Source organism: Meiothermus cerbereus (assembly GCF_051297115.1).
Taxonomy (GTDB): Bacteria; Deinococcota; Deinococci; order Deinococcales; family Thermaceae; genus Meiothermus; species Meiothermus cerbereus_A.
On sequence record NZ_JBEVAL010000172.1, the window covers coordinates 1 to 656 of the forward strand.

The 656-nt window shown below is 66.9% G+C and carries 1 protein-coding gene; it reads left to right on the forward strand.

Going from position 1 to position 656, the window contains the following annotated elements:
- On the forward strand, positions 1-577 hold a 577-nt coding region (locus tag ABWU19_RS15015; protein ID WP_435902431.1), incomplete at its 5' end, for an ATP-binding protein.
- Positions 578-656 lie beyond the last annotated feature (79 nt).

Below are 656 nucleotides of genomic sequence, written 5' to 3' on the forward strand. Positions count from 1 at the left end.
GCTCGCCTCATGGCGGCTGTGGAAGGCCCCGCAGTTTTTGCGGGCTGATCTTGCGGGCTATCCGCGCTACCGGGAGTATCTGGAGCGCCCCCTGGAGGCCCACAGCGGCAACAAGGCCGCCATCGAAGCGGCCCGGCGCTACCAGGGGGGCTTGCTGTACCTCTACGGGCCGCCGGGGGTGGGGAAGACCCATCTGGCCCTCAGGATCGCGGCCCGGCTGGTGGCCGAAGGACGGTTTGTGCGTTTCAGGAGCGAGCTCGACTTCCTGGCCGAGGAGCGGCTGGCCGCGGCGGGGGAAGGAACCTTGCCTCAGTACGAGCGGCTGGTGCTCGATGACGGGGGCAAGACAAGGCTCACCCCTTTTACTCTGGAACGCCTCTACGCCCTGGTGGAACGCTCGAGCGCGGGCGGGTGCGACATCATCGTCACCTCCAACCTGTCCCCTGAAGCCTACGCCGCCCGGTTAGGCGAGGTGGGTGAGGCGGTGCTGTCGCGCATCCAGGGTGGAGTAGTGGTGGAAGTGCAGGGGCCAGACAGAAGGGCCAGGGGGCCTTCGGCCCCACCTGGTGGGGCATGAATCCACAAGAAGTGTTCACACTAACGGCGGGCGGGGTTTTCGTGATCTTTGGCGGCTTCGCCCTGCTGGTGGCGTTGGT